This window comes from Pseudomonas sp. NUPR-002, assembly GCF_056322725.1.
Genome location: NZ_CM150476.1, coordinates 649,671 through 668,985 on the forward strand (window position 1 = coordinate 649,671; position 19,315 = coordinate 668,985).

The window sequence follows — 19,315 nt, forward strand, 5'->3', positions numbered from 1 at the left end:
GTTAATCAACCTACCTGTAGGAGCGGGCTTGCCCCGCGATAGAAGTCTCAAAGACCAAGCAATTGCATGCGCTGACGCACCGAGGCTTCAATACCGCTAGCATCCAGCCCGCACTCAGCCAGCATTTGCGCAGGCTTGGCGTGCTCGACATAGACATCTGGCAGGCCCAGGTGCAGCACCGGCTTGAGCACGGCTTCGCGGGCGAGGAACTCGCTGACCGCAGCACCGGCACCGCCCATGATGGCGTTCTCTTCGATGGTCACCAGCAGCTCGTGGCTTGCCGCCATGTCGCGCACCAAGGCTTCATCCAGGGGTTTGACGAAGCGCATATCCACCACAGTGGCATCCAGGTTTTCAGCAACCTTCAGTGCTTCTGTCAGCTGTACACCGAACACCAGCAGGGCGACTTTGCTGCCCTGGCGGCGCACCACACCCTTGCCGATTTCCAGCGGTGCGAGGTCGTTGTCGATGGTCGCGTTCGGGCCGCTGCCGCGTGGGTAGCGGACCGCCGCCGGGCCGTTGTAGAGGTGGCCGGTGCTGAGCATCTTGCGCAGTTCGTTCTCGTCGCTTGGGGTCATCACCAGCATGCCGGGGATGCAGCGCAAGAACGACAGGTCAAAACTGCCGGCGTGGGTCGGGCCGTCTTCGCCAACCAGGCCAGCACGGTCGATGGCGAACAGCACATCGAGGTTCTGCACGGCAACGTCGTGGATCAGTTGATCGTAGGCGCGCTGCAGGAACGTCGAGTAGATCGCCACCACCGGCTTGGCGCCTTCGCAGGCCATGCCCGCCGCCAGGGTAACCGCGTGCTGTTCAGCGATGGCTACGTCGAAGTAGCGCGCTGGGTAGCGTTCGCTGAAGGCCACCAGGTCGGAGCCTTCTTTCATCGCCGGGGTGATGCCGACCAGGCGCTCGTCAGCCGCAGCCATGTCACACAGCCACTGGCCGAACACCGCCGAATACTTCGGACCGCCAGCCTTTTTCGGCGCGGCAACCGGGGCATCGACAGGTTCGAGCTTGGTAATCGCATGGTAGCCAATCGGGTCGACTTCAGCCGGTGCGAAGCCTTTACCCTTCTTGGTGACCACGTGCAGGAACTGCGGCCCCTTTAGGTCGCGCATGTTGCGCAAAGTGGTGACCAGGGTCGGCAGGTCGTGACCGTCGATTGGGCCGATGTAGTTCCAGCCCAGTTCTTCGAACAGGGTGCCGGGTACCAGCATGCCCTTGGCGTACTCTTCGGTACGACGGGCGATTTCCCAGGCGCCAGGCAGACGCGAGAGCACCTTCTTGCTGCCTTCGCGCATGCTCGAATAGGTGCGGCTGGAGAGGATCTTGGCCAGGTAATTGGACAAGCCGCCGACATTGCGCGAAATCGACATGTCGTTGTCGTTGAGGATCACCAGCATGTCGGCATCCACTTCCTGAGCGTGGTTCAACGCTTCGAAAGCCATGCCGGCGGTCAGCGCGCCGTCACCGATTACCGCGATGGATTTGCGCGGATCGTTCTGCAGGCGGGCGGCAATTGCCATGCCCAGGGCGGCACTGATCGAGGTGCTGGAGTGGCCAACGCCAAAGGTGTCGTACTCGCTCTCGGCACGGCGCGGGAAGGCAGCAAGGCCGTCCTTCTGACGCAGGGTGTGCATGCGCTGGCGGCGGCCGGTGAGGATCTTGTGCGGATAGGCCTGGTGACCGACGTCCCACACCAGCCGGTCGTCCGGGGTGTCGAAAACGTAGTGCAGGGCAATCGTCAATTCGATAACGCCCAGGCCGGCACCGAAATGCCCGCCGGTCTGACCAACGGTATAGAGCAGCTCCTGGCGCAGTTCGTCAGCCAGGTTCTCCAGGTCGGCTTCAGCCAGCCGACGCAGGCCGGCAGGCGTATCGGCACGGTCGAGCAGCGGCGTGACCGGGCGTTCGCGGGGGATCTCTTGAAACGTCGTGGGCATCAGGCGAATCGTTATAGATATGAAGTGGCGGCAGTTTACCTTATTGCGGTAATGGCTGCCCGTTTGCGCTGATCGCTTCGCGGGGCAAGGCCGCTCTCACAGGAGCGGGTTTGTCCCGCGAAACGATCAGCGTTTAATTACGGCGTTCGACGATATAGCGAGCCAGTTCGCGCAACGGTTCGGCCGCTGCGTCGAATGGCCGCAGGGCGTCCAGGGCCTGATCGCGCAATTCCAAAGCATAGACCTTGGCGGCCTCCAGCCCGAGCAGGGCTGGGTAGGTTGGCTTGTCGCGAGCGATATCGGCGCCCTGGCGTTTGCCCAGGGTTTCAGTATCGCTTTCGACATCGAGAATGTCGTCTTGCACCTGGAAGGCCAGGCCAATGGCCTGCGCGTAGGTTTGCAGGGCATCGAGCTGCGCCTGGCTGGCGCGGGCGCTGGCCAGGGCGCCGAGGCGCACGCTGGCTTCAATCAGTGCACCGGTTTTGTGCCGGTGCATGAACTCAAGCGCAGTCTGATCCAGCTTGACCCCCACCGAACCGAGGTCGATGGCCTGACCGCCGACCATACCGGCCGGACCGGCCGCCAGGGCCAGGGTCTGGACCATGGCCAGGCGGATGCTGTCGGCCTGAGGGCTCAGCTGTGGGTCGAGCAGGGCGTTGAAGGCCAGGCTCTGCAAGCCGTCACCGGCAAGAATGGCGCAGGCTTCGTCAAAGGCTTTGTGCGTGGTTGGCTGACCGCGGCGCAGGTCGTCATCGTCCATGGCCGGCAGGTCGTCGTGTACCAGCGAATAGGCATGGATCAACTCGACAGCGCAGGCGGCGCCATTGGCTTGCTCAGGGGCAACGCCCAAGGCTTCGCAAGCGGCATAGGCCAGCAGCGGGCGTACGCGCTTGCCACCGTTCATCACGCTGTAGCGCATGGCGGCGTAGAGGCGGGTCAACTCCGCCGAAGGCGCAATGAACAACTGCTCAAGGGCGGCATCGACCCGAGCCTGAGAGCTGGCTTGGTACTGGGCAATCATTCTGCCGATTCCGCGTCGAAAGGTTCGGCCTTCAGTTCGCCATCGCGCTCCAGCAGCACCTGAACCTTCTGTTCGGCCTGAACCAGTGCGCTCTGGCAGTCGCGGGTCAGGCTGATGCCTTGTTCAAAGGCGGCCAGCGAGTCTTCCAGTGACAGCTCACCGTTCTCCAGGCGCTCGACCAAAGCTTGCAGGTCGGCGAGGGATTGCTCGAAATCAATAGTGGCTTTTTTTCGGGCCATGGCGGCTGTCTCGGTGGCAGTATAAACGGCGCGACACTAGCAGAGCGGGGCGGGGGGAGCAAATCGATAGGTCGGATCTTTCGTCGCATTCTGTTGCATAAACGCCGATGGCTAAGCCTTGATTTTCCTGCATGGCTCGCGTTGTGAGGGCTTGCAGCTCTCTGACATAATCGCGACCGCTTTATCTCGCGCCCTTCGCGCAGGTGCAGCCTTTTTCTCTGACGTCACGTAATGGACTACGTTGTGAGCTTCCTTTCGATCGAGTTTGGCCTCAGCTTCATTCTGTTTTTCGTCATTTACTGGAGTTTGTGCTGGAGCGTTCGCCTGCAGAACGTGTTGTTGCTGGCGGCTAGTTACGCGCTGGTGGCCAGTTTCAGCCTCAACTCCCTGTACGTTCTGCTGGGCTACACCGTGCTGGTGTACCTGCTCGGCCTGTTAGGCGAACGCTACCCCGGGCGACGCTTCAGTTATCTGCTGGTGTTGCTGCTGGTGCTGGGGTGTTTCTACCTGTTCAAGTATCAGGAATTCTTTGTCGGCAGCCTGCAGGGCGCGCTGGCCAGTGCCGGTTTCGATGTGTCGCTGCCGGTGCTGGAAGTGCTGGCGCCAATCGGGCTGTCGTTCTACGCCTTTCACTCGGTCAGTTACCTGGTGTCGATCAATCGCCGCCAGATGACCTCGGCAACCCCGCTGGATTTGGCGCTGTACCTGGCATTCTTCCCTAGCCTGATTGCCGGCCCGGTCAATCGTGCCGAGCACATGCTGGCGCAGATTCGCCCGCAGCGCCTGCGTCAGGTGCTGGAGCCGCAGCGGGCGCTGGGGCTGATTGCCCTGGCGGTGGTAAAGCTGTTTTTCTGCAGTGCCTGGCTGGCCAGCGAATGGGTTGACCCGGTGTTCGAGACCCCGGGCGCTTTTTCGCCCGAGCAGGTGCTGCTGAGCGTCTATGGCTACAGCTTCCTGATCTATTTCAACTTCAGTGGCTACACCAACCTGGTTACCGGGATTGCGCTGTTGCTGGGCTTTCGCTTGCCCGACAACTTCAACGCACCGTATGCCGCGCGCAATCTCAAGGAATTCTGGGCGCGTTGGCACATCAGCCTGTCGTTGTTCATTCGTGACTACGTGTACATCCCGCTAGGCGGTAACCGCCGCGGCGTTTGGCGCGGCAACCTGAACATGCTGCTGGCCATGCTGATTTCCGGGCTGTGGCATGGCGCGAGCGTGAACTTCATTATCTGGGGCGCACTGCATGGTGTTGGCCTGGCCCTGTACAAGGCTTCTACCTATGTACTGCCGCAGCCGATGCGCTGGCCGGGCGCCGGGTTGGCAGCGCGCTTGCTGACCTTCCATTACGTGGCCTTTGCCTGGATTTTCTTTCGCAGCGCCAACCTGGATGACGCCATGGACATGCTCGCCGGCATCGGCAGCTTGAGCCTGAGCGGGCTGTTCTCGGCTACTGGCCTGCTGCTGCTCGCTTGCGTGGCCTATGTTGCGCTGTATCCACAACTGCTGGCCTTGTTGCGGCCATTGTTTGCCGCCAGTACCCGCTTGCCCTGGCAGTTCTATCCGGTTCCGCTCGGGGTGTTTGTATCGTTGGTGATTTTTGCTTCGCAGTCAGGCGTGCCGGGGTTCATCTATGCCAGCTTCTAACTCGGCTCAACTGTTGCGTGCGCACCTGGGCGCGGCCAAGGCGCTCTACGGCATTGTGCTGACCACGGTGCTGCTGTTCTGGTTGAACCAGGACTCGATCAGTCTCTACTGCCAGCAGAAATACCATCAGAGCTGCGAGTTGCCGGTACTCGGTCAAAGCCCGGCCTGGCGCCTGGGCGCTAACCTGACGCAGGCCTTGGGTGCGGCCCGCGACAGCTTTGTCGACAGCCTGAGCCAAAGCGGCACGGCAGTCGCTCAAGTTGAAACCGTCGAGTTGCCAGCGCCGATTCCAGTGGTGCCGGTGCTGCTCGATACGCCTCCTGCGCCGCCTGCTGTCGTGAGCAAGCCGCCAGTTGCCAAAGTAGCGGCGGCGCCAATGGCGGTGGTCAGCAAGCCTGCCGCCGTTGCCCCGCCTTCTGTTCCAGCCGCCACGGTAGTCTCTCTCGCAGCAGGCGACGAAGTGTTCCTGGTGGGGGATTCGTTGATGCAAGGCGTAGCACCGCACCTGTCCAACAGCCTGCGCAAACGCTACCAGATCAAGAGCGTCAACCTCAGCCGGCAGAGCACCGGGCTGGCCTACCCAGGCTTTTTCAACTGGCCGCAAACCGTGGCCCGCACCCTGGACAGTTCGCCCAACATTCGCCTGATGGTGATTTTCCTTGGCCCCAACGATCCCTGGGATATGCCTCAGGGTAAGGGCAAGCCGTTCCTGCGCTTCAAGTCGCCAGACTGGGAAAGCGCCTACCGCCAGCGTATCGACGCCATTCTCGAACAGGCGCGTGAACATCAGGTGCAGGTGATCTGGGTCGGGCCACCGAATATGCAGAAACCGCGGTTGTCCAGTGCCATGGCCTACCTCAGCGGCTTGTACCAGGAGCAGGTCGGTCTGTATCAGCAACACTACCTCTCGGCCAACCCGGTGCTAGGTTACAAGGACGACACCTTCTCCTACACCTTGCAGAACAGCCAGGGTAAGCGGGTCAAGACCCGGGTCGATGACGGCATCCATTTCACCATTACCGGGCAGAAGCTGATTGCCGAACAGATACTGTCGATGATCGCCTTCCCGGGCCTCACTGTAACGGGACACTGATGCGTCAATTGCACAACATGCTCGGGCTCGCCCTAGTGATCCTGCTGTTGCCGGGCTGTAGCCCGGTGGCGGCAGTCAATAGCGCAGGCAAACCGGTCACCACTGCGGCCAGGCCACAGGTAAACCAGAGCGATGGCAACCTGGCGATATTGGCGGGCAAGTTCAAGGCCGCCAACCGTGCGCCGGTGACCATCGTTCAGTTCGGCGATTCCCACACCGCTGCCGATCTGTTCAGTGGCGAGATGCGCCGCTTGCTGCAAGCGCAGTATGGTGATGGCGGCATCGGCCTGGTGGCGGCCACGCCAGTGCCGGGCACGCGCTATGAGCAGGTCATTCTGAAAACTGCCAAGCGCCAGTGGGAACTGGTGTCGGCGCGCAACCAGCAAAGCAGCCAGTTCCCGCTGGGCGGCTACCTTTCGGTGCCGTTGGCGGCAAAGCCCAGCGTGCGCATCGAAGCCCGCGAACCGAGCGCCCAGCGTTACCGGGTGTCGGCGTTGTACCAGGCACGCGAGAGCACCTCGCTGCTGCTCAGTGATGGCCGTGGCCAGAACCGCCGACTGCTGGCGGCCACTGCCGGGCAATGGCGTTTCGGCCCGGTGGTCAACAACGTCGGCCTGCCGTTGGACCTGACCCTCGACAGCCGTCCCGGTACGGTGCTGGGTGGCTGGTACCTGCAAGGGCAGAAAAATGCCGGTGTCATCTACTCGGCCCTGGGTATCAATGGCGCACGGCTGGACGTGCAGAACAAATGGCAGCCCGGTTGGGACACCACGCTGAAATCGCTGCGCCCGGATCTGGTGATCCTCGCCTACGGCACCAATGAAGCCTTCGATGACACCCTGGACCTGAACCTGTACCAGGCTCAACTTCAGCAAACCCTTGAGCAGCTGCGCCGCAACCTGCCGCGTACGGTGCTGTTGCTGGTTGGCCCGCCTGACTCGATCAAACAGCGCAAGGCGCACAGTTGCGCGGCGCGCCAGCCGCAGCAGTTGGCGGCCATCGTGCGCATCCAGCGTGACACCGCCAGGCAAGCCAACGCCCTGTTCTGGGACTGGCAAGCCTATATGGGCGGGCCGTGCTCGATTGTCGCCTGGCAGGCGCAAGGCCTGGCGCGCGGCGATCTGGTGCACCTGAGCGCCGATGGCTATCGCAAGAGTGCGGCAGGGCTGTACGACTATCTGCGTACCCAGCTGAAATTGAAGTAAGGGCGGGGAAAAGGAGAGGCGGGGACAACTCCGGGTTGGCTTGCGGCGCCCCGTGGAGTTGTCTACCCGGCCCTCAAAAAGAGGCAAATCCAGATGCCCACAGGCACCTGCTCAGCACGTGTCGGTTGGCGTCATGCCAGCCGCGATTCGCTCCTCTGAAATACACCTTAGTTGCTGTCTGCTGTACTGTAAAATTTCTCGAACGCATGTATGTATCTGCGTGTAAATACAAGCCTGTCTAGCCGAGGTGGGACATGAACCTGCTCGAAGTGGCCGGTGGCAAACCGATCAAACTCTGGACCGAGGGTGTTCCCGTCGAAGACGAGGCCCGCCGGCAACTGATCAACACCGCGAAGATGCCGTTCATCTTCAAGCATCTGGCCGTCATGCCGGATGTGCATCTGGGCAAAGGTTCGACCATCGGCAGCGTCATTCCTACATTGGGTGCGATCATTCCGGCAGCGGTCGGGGTGGATATCGGCTGCGGCATGATCGCTGCGCGTACCTCGCTGCTGGCCCGCGACCTGCCTGACAACCTGCACCGCTTGCGCAGCGCCATCGAGCACGCCGTGCCCCATGGCAAAACCTTTGGCCGTCACGATCAAGGCGCCTGGGACAATGTCCCGGCACAAGCCGACCATGCCTGGAAAGCGCTGGCGGGACGCTTCAAGGCGATCACCGCCAAGTACCCGCGGCTGGAAAAAACCAACAACCGTCAGCACCTGGGCACCCTGGGCGGCGGCAATCATTTCATCGAAGTCTGTCTGGATGAGGCCGACCGCGTCTGGTTCATGCTGCACAGCGGATCGCGCGGGGTGGGTAATGCCATTGGCAACCTGTTCATCGAGCTGGCCCAGGCCGATATGCGTCAGCACATCGCCAACCTGCCGGATAAAGACCTGGCCTATTTCGCCGAGGGCAGCCGCCACTTTGCCGACTATGTCGAGGCGGTCGAGTGGGCCCAGGACTTTGCCCGGCAGAATCGCGCCTTGATGATGCAGGCGGTGATCAGTGCGGCTCGTCAGGTACTTGGGCGAGCGTTCGAAGCCGACTTGGAAGCGGTCAACTGCCACCACAATTACGTACAGCGCGAGCGCCACTTCGGCCACGACATTCTGGTCACCCGCAAAGGCGCAGTGTCGGCGCAGAAAGGCCAGTTGGGCATCATTCCCGGTTCGATGGGGGCCAAGAGTTTTATCGTGCGGGGCTTGGGCAACGAAGAATCATTCTGCTCGTGCAGCCACGGCGCCGGGCGAACCATGAGCCGTACCCAGGCGAAAAGGCAGTTCACCGTGCAGGATCAGGTGCGTGCGACAGCCCATGTCGAGTGCCGCAAAGACAAAGACGTCATCGATGAAATTCCCATGGCCTACAAGGACATCGACGCGGTGATGCAGGCCCAGCGGGAGCTGGTGGAGGTGGTGCATACCTTGCGCCAGGTGGTGTGCGTCAAGGGTTGAAGTGAGGGCAGCTATGGAGCTGCCCTCAACGTTCGTGGGTAGTGCAAATACCGGTTAAGGCATCTTCCCTTCGGCGCACCAGTCTTCCCACTCACCGATCTGCCCGCTGGTGACCATGGCGTCCTCACCCACTTCATTGCGGTAGGCACTGACCCAGCTGTCCAGGCAGGTTTCGGCAGACACCACGGCGGCAGTGTTCAGCAGCGACGATGCCGACTCGCGTACGCCATTGGCCCAGCGCTCTTCGCCTTCAAGCTGGCCCGTCTGGGCGTTGTACGACTGGATTACGCCATCCGGTACCAGGTTGCCTGGGTAGCCGCTGTGGAAGTCTTCATCCTCAGCCTCTTGAGTGCGCACCAGCTTTATTTCCTGAAGCATCTTTCCATCTGGCGTACTGAACTGGCGGAACCAGCCGGAAACAGCAGTACCGTTTTGGTAAACAACTTCGGACTCTTGCTGCACAATTTCGGTGTGCAGCATGTTCTTGAACTGCTTCTGCACGCCATCCAGCTTGCCGTTGTTGTAGTTACCTTCTGCCGCCACATATTGCTTCATGCCGCCGACAAAGTAGCCATAAGCGGTTTGTGCACCGTGCAGTTGACCGTTGGCATAGTTCTGCTTGCCATTGGAGTCGGTTTCGAAGCCGCTGAACTTGTTGCCGTTGCTCCAGGTCAGCTCAGTGATCACCTTGCTACCGTCGGTGGTCCAGCGAGTTTCCTTGCCGTCTGGCTGGCCATTTTTAAACACTTGCTGGTACGTCAGCACACCGTTCTGGTATTCCTCGGTAACTCCGTCCTGGCGGCCGTCTTTCCAGTTTTTCACCGACACCTTGGCACCCGACTTGGCGTCGTACACGGTTTCTACACCGCTCTTTTTGCCAGCGGCATATTCAACTTCGTAGACCTTGCGCGAATCGTAGAAACATTCGCTTTTACCGTTGTAGCGACCCTTCTCTACTTCCGAGTTGCACAGTGCCGAAACACCGGGCAGGCCAGCTGGTGTGTTAACCACGCGGCCGCTGAACGGGTCGGTGTCGCCGTACTTGTAGATCAGACCGTTTCTCGTCACAACTTCCGCGTTGTCGATTTCGGCGCTGCAGCCTGTCAGCACAACAGCGGCCAAAGTGACTGCAAGTAGATTTCTCATGTTGCGTTCCATATCAATGAGCACCTTGAAGAGGCGGGAAGTCTCGAGGTTCAGAGGGGCGGATGTCAATATGATGGCGCCAGCGCGCCGCTCAGATCGCTGTGAGCGAATCACGCTGCTGCTCTTGTGTGGTGTCGATGATGAAATTGCGCAGCCAGCAGTTGTGCGGATCGTCGTTATGCTCGACATCCCAGACCATGAACACGCGAAAGGCCGGAACGAAAATCGGCACCGGGCTGACGGTCAAACGCGCGATCCGCGCATAGGACAGGGCCGCAAAGGTCGGCAAGGTGGCGATCACGTCGCTTTGCGCCAGGGTCGCCAAGGCGCCACTGAAATGAGTGAACGAAGCCGAGACGCGGCGGGCAACGCCTTCGCTTTCCAACAGGTCGTCGACGAACCCCCGACGCCCATCGAAGGAAATCCTCACATGCTCGTGCTTGAGGTATTCATCACGGGTGAGCGGGCTTTTCAGGCCAAGGCGTGGGCCGTCGTACAAGCACGAGTAAGACGAAGAAAACAGCACCTGTGAGCTGTAATGCGAGGTCAGCTCCTTGGGTTCGGAGCACAAGACCAGATCGATGTCCGGATCCGCCAATGAGGTTTTCCACAGCGAACTGTTGCTCTGATGGAAGGCAAATTTCACCGAAAGCCCACGCGCCTTTGCCTCGTTGACCAGCCTGGGCGAAAGGTAGCTTTCGATATCGTCCGACAGGGCAATGTTGAACACCCGATTCGACGATTCGGCGGAGAACTGTGGGCGTTGCTCGACGATTGATGCGACGGCGGTCAGGGCTTCGGTGATCTTCGGCGCAATCTCCATTGCCCGCCGCGTTGGCACCATGCCCGTGCCGGTGCGGCTGAACAACTCATCCTGAAATTGTTCGCGCAGACGTTTGAGCGAAGAGCTCACTGCGCCTTGAGTGACATGCAGTACCGCTGCCGCACGGGTCACGCTGCGCTCATTCATCAAACACTGAAAAACGATGAGCAGGTTGAGGTCGACCCTGCTGATATTAGCAACACTAATCATGGCTATCTCTTATATTCGTTTGATTAATTTGCCTTGGCATTCTTAATCTCACTGCGCTTAAACACAACAATAAACGGGTGACCCGGAATGCAAGATTCGATAGCGCAGGCACAGCACGCTGAACGTGCAGCCTCATCAAACGACGCGGCAGAGCTGCGCAAACGCGCCATCGCCGTGGGTATTGGCAACTTCATGGAGTGGTTTGACTTTGCCATCTACGGCTACTTCGCCGCAGTGATCGGGCAGCTGTTCTTTCCTTCCACAGCGCCTGGCGTGTCACTGCTGTCGTCGTTGGCGGTGTTTGCCGTGGGCTTTCTCTCACGCCCGTTGGGCGCCGTGGTGCTCGGGCCGATCGGCGACAAACTGGGGCGGCGTGCGGTGCTGATCATTACCGTGTTCGGCATGGGCCTGGCCACCACCTTGATCGGCCTGTTACCCGACTATGCGGCCATTGGCATCGCCGCGCCGATCCTCCTGGTTGCGCTGCGCTTTCTGCAGGGGATGATGGTCGGTGGCGAGTGGTCCAGCGCCGGGATCTACATCGTTGAAAGCGCCCCCGCCAATCGCCGGGCCACCGCCGCCAGTGTCATCACCGGCACCGCGGGCGCAGCCTTTCTGTGTGGTACTGCAATCGCCGCCATCATCACCGCGACACTCTCGGATGCAGACCTGATGCAGTGGGGCTGGCGCGTACCGTTCGTGGCCTCGATCGTCATGGCCGCTGTGGCCATGTACATCCGACGCAAACTGGGTGACACCCCCGTTTACGAAGCGCTGCAGCACAAGCGCGCCACCCATGCCCTGGAGCCGGTGTCGCGCCAGGCCAAACAGCGCGCTTTCGTAATCTCGTTCGCTTTTTCCGCGTTGTTTGGGGTGTCGCTGTATTACTTCATCACCTACGCCAACACCCACCTGACCCAAACGGTGGGCCTGGGCAAATCGACCGCCCTGCTGCTGTGCAGCGTGGCCCTGGCGCTCTATACCCTGTTCAACCCACTGGTTGGCCGCTTGAGTGATCGCTTCGGCCGCCGTCCGTTCGTATTGGCCGCCGCCGCAGGCCTGACCCTGCTGGCGTACCCGGTGTTCCTGCTGATGAACACCGGCAGTTTCGCCGCGATCCTGTTGGGACTGGTGATCATGGCCGTGCTGGTGGCGATCACCGCGGTGATGGATGTGGTGCTGCTGGTTGAAGTGTTTCCGGCATCGATTCGTTCGACTGGCGCAGCCGTCGGCCATAACGTCGCCCTGGCGTTGCTGGCCGGGCCTGGGCCGTTCATTGCCGTCGCCCTGATCCAGGCCACGCACAACCCGAACATTCCCGCAGCCTACCTGGCGGCGGTGTCGCTGATCTGTTTCATCGTGCTGTGGTTCCTGCTCCCGGAAACCAAAGACCGCGACATCACTCGCGGTTAAGACCCTCTTCAACATCCATCAAGGGAAGACTCATGATCAAGGTTGCCGTTGTTCAAGCTTCAGCTATCCCCTTCGAACCGCAACTGAGCGCCGAGAAAGCCGCCGGGCTGATTCGCGACGCTGCTGCGCAAGGCACGGCACTGGCGGTGTTTCCCGAGGCGTTTCTCGGTGGTTACCCCAAAGGCGCTGCGTTCGGCACCGTCGTCGGTAGCCGCAGCGACCTTGGCCGGGCCCAGTACCTGCGTTATCTGCAAGGCGCGGTGAGCCTGGACGGGCTGGAGCTGGCCAGGCTGTGTGAAGTGGTCAATGAAACCGGCGTCCATGTGGTGATGGGCATCATTGAGCGCCTGGGCCGGACCTTGTACTGCACCGCCGTGACCCTGGCGCCGGGGCAGGGCGTGGCGGGCTATCACCGCAAGCTTATGCCAACCGGGCAGGAGCGAATCATCTGGGGCTTTGGCGATGGCTCGAGCATCGCCCCGGTGGATACCCCATTCGGCCGGCTTGGCACCGTGATCTGCTGGGAAAACTACATGCCGGCACTGCGTCAGGCAATGTATGCCCAAGGCACGGAAATCTACTGTGCGCCGACGGCCGACGATCGTCCTACCTGGGCGTCGTCGATGATCCACATCGCTCTGGAAGGACGCGTTCCGGTGCTGTCGGCGTGCCAGGCGATCACCTTGGGCGAATACCCGGCGGCCTATCGGGAAGACTTCGGCCTGGCCGCTGCAGAAGACGACTACATCATGCACGGCGGCAGCATGATCGTCAGTGCCACCGGGCAAGTACTGGCCGGGCCGGTGTTTGATCAGGAAACCATTCTGTATGCCGACATTGACCTGAGCGTGGGGCAAGCCAGCAACCTGGACTTTGACGTCTGCGGGCATTACTCACGGCCGGACGTGTTCACGCTCAAGGTCAATACCGCGGCGATGAAGCCGGTGGTGTTCGAGGGCGATTGAAGTGGGGTAATCGTCCAGGGTGGCACAGGCGGCTTGCCGTCTCCCTCTCGCGATCTAGACTCACACAGTCTTTTATTGCGAAGCATTGATGGGCACAGCTGGCTGTCCATCGTCATGCGCAGTTTCGCCCTCTATCCCGATGTCTGTGCAAGGACGTTGAATATGGCTGACCCGAAGAAACTGTTCTGTGCTGCTCTTTTGACCTTCCCACTTGCTGGCGCCTTGCAGGCGGCTGAACCTGCCAAGGCACCAGCGGAGCAGCTTACCCAGCCTGCCAGCGGGGTGCTGATGCACCCCGAATACGCCAAGACAATTGCGCGGATGGCGTACCTGTGGGGTTGGCCGATGGTCAACATGATCAATCGCTATGATCGCATCACCAAGGCGCCGCACCCAGGTTTGCTGGGAGGCATCCTGCCCGCCGCGCCGCGCGGCCAGCTCGGCATGCTGCACGACTACATTACCCCGGCTGAAACCTTCGTCACCTGCCCGAACCAGGACGTTGTCTACGGCCTGGGCTTCTTCTCGCTGGATGAGGAACCGGTAATTGCTCAGGTGCCGGACTTCGGTGATCGTTTCTGGGTCTACGCGATGTACGACCAGCGCACCGATCAGTTCGGCCAGTTGGGCAAACCCTACGCCAGCAAGCCCGGCTTCTACCTGCTGGTAGGGCCGAACTGGAAAGGGGAAAAACCCGATGGCGTGGAGGCCATCATTCGCAGCCCCACGGCGTTGGCCAACACCATTCCGCGGGTGTTCATGGACGATACCGCCGAGGACCGTGCGGCCATCCAAGACAAGCTCAACCAGGTGGTTTTCTACCCGCTGAAGGATTACGACGGGAAGATGAAAACCATCGACTGGAAGAAAACCCCAGACATCCCGGTACCCAATGCCGACAGTGCGAGTCAGGGCGAAACCAAGTGGGTGATTCCGGAGAAGTTCTTCGACCAGTTCCCGCAGGTGCTCGATACCGTGGCACCGCTGCCGGGCGAGGAAGCCCTTTACGCACAGTTCCGTCAACTGATGGCCATCGCCGCCAAGGATCCAGAGATCAAGAAACTGCTGGTTGAAGAGGCCAAGCTGGCAGACAAGGAGCTGATCGCACCGTTCTTCCAGTGGAAGCACAATGGTCACCCGGCAGGCAACGGCTGGAACCGCTCTACCAATAATGCGCAGTGGGGCGTGGACTATTTCAACCGCACCGGTACGTCCAAGTCGAACATGTTCGACAACCGCCCCAATGAAACCCAGTACTTCTATACCGACTTTGACGGCAGTGGCGCGCAGCTCAACGGTGCTCACAGCTACGAAGTGACCTTTGCCAAAGGCGAGGAGCCGCCGGTGCAAGGTTTCTGGTCGCTGACCCTGTACAACCAGCACCATTTATTCAGCGCCAACGATCTCAAACGTTACTCGCTTGGCACCAAAAACAAGGACCTCAAGCGCAATGCCGATGGCTCGCTGACGATTTACGTTGGCCCGGTTTCCCCAGGCAAGGACAAGGAGAGCAACTGGCTGCCATCGCCGAAGGAGCCGATCTCGTTGTACATCCGCGCCTACTGGGGTAAGGCGCCGATCCTCGATGGAAGCTGGAAGCCGCCAGTTATCCAGAAGATCAAATAGGCCTTGCACTGCGCTTGCTCTGGCGGTGCATGGGCACCGCCACTTATTTTCAGGAGATCGGTCCATGGGTTCCATGCAACGTGTGTTTACGCTGTCGGTTCTGGCGGCTTCGCTGATGGGCCTGCCGCTGGCTCAGGCGGCGGAGCAGGCGCCGGCTTCACCGTTGATCAAGCAGATCAACAATGGCAACTGGCTCGACCCGAAAGAGGCCGAAAGTCTGCGTGATGAGCTGTACTACCAGCGCGCTGTGTTCGCTTACATGACCATGCTGCCGGCGCTCAACACCATCGGCATGAAGGACGGTTCAGAGAAGGCTTTCGGAGCGGGCTACAACATTCTGCCGATCTGGAAACAGCGCATGGACTCGCGGACCATGGTGCCCACGCCAAACGCCGACGTGATTTACTCGATGAGCTACCTAGACCTCAAGCAGACCGGCCCTCTGGTAGTGAAGGCACCGGCCAACGTGATCGGCATGTTCACCGACTTCTTCCAGCGCACGCTAACCGACGTTGGCGCCATTGGGCCTGATCGTGCGCGCGGGGGGCTTTATCTGCTGCTGCCGCCGGACTACAACGGCCCGGTGCCGGGCGGTTACTTCGCGGTCAAGTCGCGTACTTACAACGTGTTTCTGTTCTTCCGCACCGTCATGGCCAAAGGTGAGGGCAAGCCTGACCCGGCACCAGCGGTGAAGAACGCCGAAACCACCCGCGTCTATCCACTCTGGGCGACCGAAAAAGACGCCACACCCATGCAATTCCCCGATGCCAGCGGCAAGTCGCTGGACATGATGTATCCGGTCGACAGCAACTACTGGAGCAAGCTCAAAGCCTTTGTTGATTACGAGCCGGTCGAAGCGATTGATCCGGAGCTGCGTGGCGTTCTGGCCTCCATCGGCATCATCAAGGGGCATCCCTTCGAACCAAACCAGAAACAACAGGAACTGCTGAAAAAGGCGGTGGAAACTGCGCCGAAGATGATCCTCGCCAATCGCCAACTGGGGCGCGACGACAAGCGCAACCTCTATTACAAAGACCGCCAATACGAGAACACCTGGGCGGGCGGCACCAATGACTGGATGCAGGAAAGCTACCTGGACGTGAATCAGCGGGCCAACTTCTTCCAGTTCGCCTACTCGTCGGCACCGGCGATGGTGATGCACACCACAGGCGCGGGTTCGAAGTACCCCTTCACCGGGCGTGACAAAGACGGCAAGTTCCTCGAAGGCGGCAGCACCTACAAGTTGCGCCTGCCGCCAAATCCACCCGCCGCGCTGTTCTGGGCGGTGACGGCATACAACATCACCGACGGCACCATGCCGCAGACCGAGCAATTGCTGCCCTCCACCAACGGCTACTACGACATACCCAAGCAGTCGGACGGGTCTATCGAGATTTGGTTCGGTCCGGAAAAACCTCAGGATGTAGCCGACGCGGCGTTTATCCAGACCATTCCCGGGCGCAACTTCCTGGTCGCCTTGCGCCTGTATGGCAGCGAAGACCCGTTCTACGACCAGACTTGGAAGCCAGATGATGTGGTGAAGGTGAAGTAGGATTCTGAAAATCCTAGGGGCATTAAAAAGCCGGCTTGTGGCCGGCTTCATATTTTTTTAACATGTTGATTTTTATAGAATAAATATTTTATTTCTCTTATGACCCACACATTGACCCACATTCTGGCGCGTGGCTTTGGTTGGAGTGGGGCTAGATCACCCTAGGGCTCAGCATTTCATGCTTGGCTACGGCTGCGTCGATAGCTTCCTGGACTACACGCATTCGGCGTTCTGCAAGAGCTGTAGCAGCTGCTTCGTCTTCGGAGGATAACTCTGGCAGGTCTTCCTTCAGAAAGGTTTCCCAGCGCGTGAGCTGCTTCATGCAGTGGTGCAACTGTTTTCTGGCCTGATCAATCCGAATCTTGTCCAGCTCCAGTGCAAGCTTGTGCGAGTTGCGTATGACCTTGGCCTCTTGAGCATCCCGACGCATCACCTCTTTCTGCGCTGAGGCTACTTGGGCGGCGTCTTCGATCAAGCGCTCAAGTAGAGCCGTCTCTGTTGTTCTTTGACTTTTCGCGAGTCTCTTGAGTGTGGTCTTGGTTTCGAGTGGGAGCGTAAAAGAGCAGGTTTTCCTGCCGCCTTCCGCCAGTCGATAGCGCCTTTGTCTGATAGCGTTTCTTAGTCGCTCAATGAGCTTTACACCTTCAGCCTCATTTTCGAGAGCATGGATCGACCTGACGAGGTAGCTGAAGTTGCTATCGGCAAGGGCGCTCAGGCTGTTTTGCAGCGAAGAAGAGCATCGGCGCAATAGGTAGCGTGCCGCCCACTCCCACTCGTTCCTGTCCTTCTCGTTCAACCAGCCAGGTGCTGCTTCGATCTCGCTCATTTTCAAATCTCCTTTTTGCCCGCCCTATTCGGGAAGCGCCACTCTTCCACTGCTGGACGGTGTTGCAGGACCTAGCATCGGGGCCTGTAGAAAACGCTATTGCGTTGGAAATAAATATAATGTTAACAGCCTTGTTAAAATATTTGTTATCAGAAGCGTTATATGAAGTTGATAAGCTGAATTTATAGGGTGTAAAACGTCATCTAAATTTTCATTTTTCTGTGGATAATATGGCTAGAATGCTATTTTTTTATGAAGATCTAGAGATTGGTGCAGAGTCTAGATTTTTCCTGCAAGCCTTGATATGCCGAGAGCAGGTACTCTTGGCCGCCCCATTCAAGATCAAGTCGATTGCGAGGCTTCTGTGCCTGACAGAAAGGTTGGTCAGAGAGGCTTCGCGGGAGCTGGCCGACGCTGGGCTATTGGTGATCAAAAAGCAGGCAGACAAGGTGGGGCGTCCGGGGCAGGAATATGAGGCGTCGCGGTACCTCCTGGATCTGATGGCCAAGCCAGAAGAGCGTGCGTTTGTTCATCAGGACCTGATCCAGCGTCTCTTCAGTGAGCCGGAGATTTTTGCCGAGGGTCCTCTATCTGAAACAGATGCGGGGAACGAAAAGGCTGCGCGTCAGCCGGTACGCAAGGATGGGCGACCGGCCGCCCCGGGGGCTTGTGGGCGTCTGGGGGCGTCCACGAGAGTGTTTTTGGCTGCCCTTTTAAGCTTTGCCGATCAGTGTGGGGTTGTGGCTGGGGTGGGGGAGGCGAGGCTCCGAGCAATGACGGGCTTGAACCCGACTGCACTCAAGCATCAGGTGGCACGGCTAGTCAGCCTGGGCTTCGTACGTGGTCATGTGCCTGGCGTATCCAATGGCATCTTCGTTGGGGCAAGAGTTCCCAGTACCTATTACCTGAACCTCAATCATCCGCAGCTAGGTGAGCAGAGTTTCCGTTGCGCCGTGCTGGTTTATGCAGAGGATGGACTGTCCTGTAGCGAAAGGTTGACCAGCGGGTTGTCGCTTGATGTAGCACGAGCTCTTCTCGCTCTGGGACCTGCAGCGCTGGATGTCCTGTATCACAAGCTGGCCGGGTATACGTCGCATCTGCTGTCCCAGACATGGGGAGGGCCAGGCGAAAGATACGGCAAAGTTCCTGCGTCTCTAGAGGGCGTGATCGGTCGAGAGTTGGCGCAGCTAAAGGTGGGAAGGCCGGGGCAGGACGAGGCAGGCTACTACTGGCCTGGAGTGCTCGATCACTTCTTTGAGGTGGCGTTCGAGTGGGCTGAACACTTGAAGCAGAAGTTAAATGGCAAGGCGTGGTCGGGGTACCAGCCTCAGGTGATTAGGCTGATACCTGCGCCGGAGTCAGAAGAGGGCGATAGTGACTTGAGGGTCGTTTCCCTGATCGTCTATCCGGCTCCCGAGAATCAGAAAGGCTGTATTGTGTTCAAGGATGTCCATGGTGGATTCCTTCGTGAGTTCGACTGCGAGGCTGACCTGAATGTGCGGAACCGCTACGAGTTTGGCTTGCTAACCGAGTAGGTGCCCGAGCCTTCGAGTTATTTCTTACCACCCCTGCAGATCCTCTGAGCCACAGAGGAGCCTGCTCATGCGAATCATCCGTCTGAAAGAAGTCATCGACTCGACCGGCCTTGCTCGGTCGACCATCTACAGATACATCGCGGAAGGCACCTTCCCGAAACCGGTGTCACTGGGCGACCGTTGCGTCGGCTGGGTTGACAGTGAGGTGCACGACTGGATCCTAGCTAGGATCGAGGAGCGTGACTTGGCAGAAGGTACTGCGGTGCGCACCACTGGCCACCTGAGCATGGTCAGCTAGAAACCACCATTTACGCCATGACCGGTCGGTAGCTGGTCATGGCGTTTATGCCGCATGGAAGAGTTCGGAATTCTCAGCTAACTCTCCCAGGATGCGATTCGGCAAATCTCTCGGCAGGCAGGGCAATGTTGCTCCCCTTTGCCAGGTCTCGCTGGGAGGGTTGGTGATGGGTTGGGCTGCTTCTAGTGATATAGCTATTTGCTATCAGTAACTAATCATTCAATAGCCATTTGAACTTATTCAGTACGACACTTACTGCACAGGTAGGGATAGGTCGTTGGTTAAAAAATACACAACACGTGCCTGTTAT

The 19,315-nt window shown here is 59.4% G+C and carries 16 protein-coding genes; 10 read left to right on the forward strand and 6 right to left on the reverse strand.

The window, feature by feature from the left end:
• Positions 1-47: 47 nt before the first annotated feature.
• The 3 genes from dxs to ACVWSC_RS03090 all read right to left on the reverse strand — a co-directional run bounded on the left by dxs (position 48) and on the right by ACVWSC_RS03090 (position 3,206).
• Positions 48-1,946, reverse strand: a complete 1,899-nt coding sequence (gene dxs, locus ACVWSC_RS03080) for a 1-deoxy-D-xylulose-5-phosphate synthase (protein WP_442111984.1) — start codon at positions 1,944-1,946, stop codon at positions 48-50.
• A 133-nt stretch (positions 1,947-2,079) separates the two neighbouring features.
• The gene (ispA, locus tag ACVWSC_RS03085) at positions 2,080-2,967 is read right to left on the reverse strand and encodes a (2E,6E)-farnesyl diphosphate synthase (RefSeq protein WP_442111986.1); all 888 of its coding nucleotides are present in this window, start codon (positions 2,965-2,967) and stop codon (positions 2,080-2,082) included.
• Positions 2,964-3,206: an exodeoxyribonuclease VII small subunit gene (locus ACVWSC_RS03090; protein WP_133210502.1), complete on the reverse strand. Its 243-nt coding sequence runs from the start codon at positions 3,204-3,206 to the stop codon at positions 2,964-2,966. The genes ispA and ACVWSC_RS03090 overlap by 4 nt, the downstream gene beginning before the upstream one ends.
• A 243-nt stretch (positions 3,207-3,449) precedes the next feature.
• On the opposite strand from ACVWSC_RS03090, the gene ACVWSC_RS03095 reads away from it, so the two are divergent.
• From ACVWSC_RS03095 to ACVWSC_RS03110, 4 genes are all read left to right on the forward strand, one after another.
• The gene (locus tag ACVWSC_RS03095) at positions 3,450-4,853 is read left to right on the forward strand and encodes an MBOAT family O-acyltransferase (protein WP_442111988.1); all 1,404 of its coding nucleotides are present in this window, start codon (positions 3,450-3,452) and stop codon (positions 4,851-4,853) included.
• Positions 4,840-5,946 carry an SGNH/GDSL hydrolase family protein gene (locus tag ACVWSC_RS03100; RefSeq protein ID WP_442111990.1) on the forward strand — a complete coding sequence of 369 codons (1,107 nt, stop codon included), beginning with the start codon at positions 4,840-4,842 and terminating at the stop codon, positions 5,944-5,946. The genes ACVWSC_RS03095 and ACVWSC_RS03100 overlap by 14 nt, the downstream gene beginning before the upstream one ends.
• On the forward strand, positions 5,946-7,151 hold the full coding sequence (locus tag ACVWSC_RS03105) for an SGNH/GDSL hydrolase family protein (protein ID WP_442111992.1): 1,206 nt from the start codon (positions 5,946-5,948) through the stop codon (positions 7,149-7,151). The genes ACVWSC_RS03100 and ACVWSC_RS03105 overlap by 1 nt, the downstream gene beginning before the upstream one ends.
• 254 nt (positions 7,152-7,405) lie before the next feature.
• The gene (locus ACVWSC_RS03110) at positions 7,406-8,611 is read left to right on the forward strand and encodes an RtcB family protein (protein WP_442111993.1); all 1,206 of its coding nucleotides are present in this window, start codon (positions 7,406-7,408) and stop codon (positions 8,609-8,611) included.
• Between the two features lie 54 nt (positions 8,612-8,665).
• Here ACVWSC_RS03110 and ACVWSC_RS03115 read toward each other — a convergent pair whose 3' ends face one another.
• Both ACVWSC_RS03115 and ACVWSC_RS03120 read right to left on the reverse strand, forming a co-directional pair.
• Positions 8,666-9,757 carry a toxin-antitoxin system YwqK family antitoxin gene (locus tag ACVWSC_RS03115; protein WP_442111994.1) on the reverse strand — a complete coding sequence of 364 codons (1,092 nt, stop codon included), beginning with the start codon at positions 9,755-9,757 and terminating at the stop codon, positions 8,666-8,668.
• Between the two features lie 91 nt (positions 9,758-9,848).
• On the reverse strand, positions 9,849-10,790 hold the full coding sequence (locus ACVWSC_RS03120; RefSeq protein ID WP_442111995.1) for a LysR family transcriptional regulator: 942 nt from the start codon (positions 10,788-10,790) through the stop codon (positions 9,849-9,851).
• An 87-nt stretch (positions 10,791-10,877) separates the two neighbouring features.
• Here ACVWSC_RS03120 and ACVWSC_RS03125 point away from each other — a divergent pair, with 87 nt between their 5' ends.
• The 4 genes from ACVWSC_RS03125 (at position 10,878) to ACVWSC_RS03140 (ending at position 16,346) form a co-directional block, all read left to right on the forward strand.
• Entirely contained in the window at positions 10,878-12,203 is a 1,326-nt protein-coding gene (locus ACVWSC_RS03125) for an MFS transporter (protein ID WP_442111996.1), read from the forward strand.
• Positions 12,204-12,235: 32 nt separating this feature from the next.
• Entirely contained in the window at positions 12,236-13,168 is a 933-nt protein-coding gene (locus tag ACVWSC_RS03130; RefSeq protein ID WP_442111997.1) for a carbon-nitrogen hydrolase family protein, read from the forward strand.
• 162 nt (positions 13,169-13,330) lie between these two features.
• Entirely contained in the window at positions 13,331-14,794 is a 1,464-nt protein-coding gene (locus tag ACVWSC_RS03135) for a DUF1254 domain-containing protein (RefSeq protein WP_442111998.1), read from the forward strand.
• 64 nt (positions 14,795-14,858) lie between these two features.
• Positions 14,859-16,346 (forward strand): DUF1254 domain-containing protein, encoded by a 1,488-nt coding sequence (locus ACVWSC_RS03140; RefSeq protein WP_442111999.1) that lies wholly within the window; start codon positions 14,859-14,861, stop codon positions 16,344-16,346.
• A 151-nt stretch (positions 16,347-16,497) separates the two neighbouring features.
• On the opposite strand, the gene ACVWSC_RS03145 is transcribed toward ACVWSC_RS03140, so the two are convergent.
• Positions 16,498-17,172 carry a hypothetical protein gene (locus ACVWSC_RS03145; protein ID WP_442112000.1) on the reverse strand — a complete coding sequence of 225 codons (675 nt, stop codon included), beginning with the start codon at positions 17,170-17,172 and terminating at the stop codon, positions 16,498-16,500.
• A gap of 323 nt (positions 17,173-17,495) precedes the next feature.
• Here ACVWSC_RS03145 and ACVWSC_RS03150 point away from each other — a divergent pair, with 323 nt between their 5' ends.
• Positions 17,496-18,707 (forward strand): hypothetical protein, encoded by a 1,212-nt coding sequence (locus ACVWSC_RS03150; RefSeq protein WP_442112001.1) that lies wholly within the window; start codon positions 17,496-17,498, stop codon positions 18,705-18,707.
• A gap of 67 nt (positions 18,708-18,774) precedes the next feature.
• Positions 18,775-19,005 (forward strand): helix-turn-helix transcriptional regulator, encoded by a 231-nt coding sequence (locus ACVWSC_RS03155; RefSeq protein WP_442112002.1) that lies wholly within the window; start codon positions 18,775-18,777, stop codon positions 19,003-19,005.
• The last annotated feature ends 310 nt before the right edge of the window (positions 19,006-19,315 follow it).